At 72.4% G+C, this 754-nt stretch carries 2 protein-coding genes; one reads left to right on the forward strand and one right to left on the reverse strand.

Annotated elements, in window-relative coordinates; genetic code table 11:
- Nucleotides 1–194, forward strand: a 194-nt coding sequence (locus DMH12_RS38685; protein WP_148107619.1) for a molybdopterin dinucleotide binding domain-containing protein, incomplete at its 5' end; no start/stop codon positions are given.
- Nucleotides 195–216: 22 nt separating this feature from the next.
- On the opposite strand, the gene DMH12_RS38690 is transcribed toward DMH12_RS38685, so the two are convergent.
- Nucleotides 217–636, reverse strand: coding sequence for a gamma-glutamylcyclotransferase family protein (locus tag DMH12_RS38690; protein ID WP_125495875.1), 420 nt, complete (start codon nucleotides 634–636; stop codon nucleotides 217–219).
- Nucleotides 637–754: the final 118 nt, after the last annotated feature.

Genomic DNA, 754 nt, shown 5'->3' on the forward strand with positions numbered 1-754 from the left:
CGCCCGGCCAGTGGAAGGGCATGAACACCGTGTCCGGCCGGATCACCACCGGCATCCGGCCGGACACGGTGTTCATGCCCTTCCACTGGCCGGGCGAGGGCCGCGCCAACACGCTGACCAACCCGGCCCTCGACCCGACCTCGCGGATGCCGGAGTTCAAGGTGTGCGCGGTGCGGGTGGAGGTGGCGGGGTAGGCGACGGCGGGGCCCGCTGCGGTCATCGCACGGGCCAGTTCCCGTCCGCGATCGGTCTGCCGGTGGCCCGCAGGCGGACCGCGACCGCGAGGGCGGCGACGTACACCCAGGCCCGCAGGGTCGTCCCGTCGGCGTCCCGTACGACGGTCCTGGCCACCCGGTCGTAGAGGTTGCGCGGGTCGCCCGGCACGTACTCCTCCAGCCGGTCCAGTTCGGCGAGCAGCGCCTCGTACTCCCCGGGCAGCGCGGTGACGACCTCCCCGCGCACGCTCCCCCCGCGCGCCTCCACGGCGTAGGGGTAGCCGGGGCCCGGGTAGAGCAACGCTCCGTGCAGGCGGGCGGGTTCCTCGGCGCCGGTGCGCCCGCGCAGGAAGGCGTCGTGATTCACGCCGCCGGGGCGCAGGGTGCCGTAGACGAAGAACGGCAGTCGCGTGGTGTCCACGACAGGTCATTCTCTCGCCTCATGCCCCTCATGATCTTCACCGGCGGGCTATGGACATGACATGCCGGGGGTCCTTTAAATCTGAGTCAACACCCCCACCTCCCCACGCCTCCGGGCC

The sequence above is a fragment of the Streptomyces sp. WAC 04229 genome, from assembly GCF_003947455.1.
Taxonomy (GTDB): domain Bacteria; phylum Actinomycetota; class Actinomycetes; order Streptomycetales; family Streptomycetaceae; genus Streptomyces.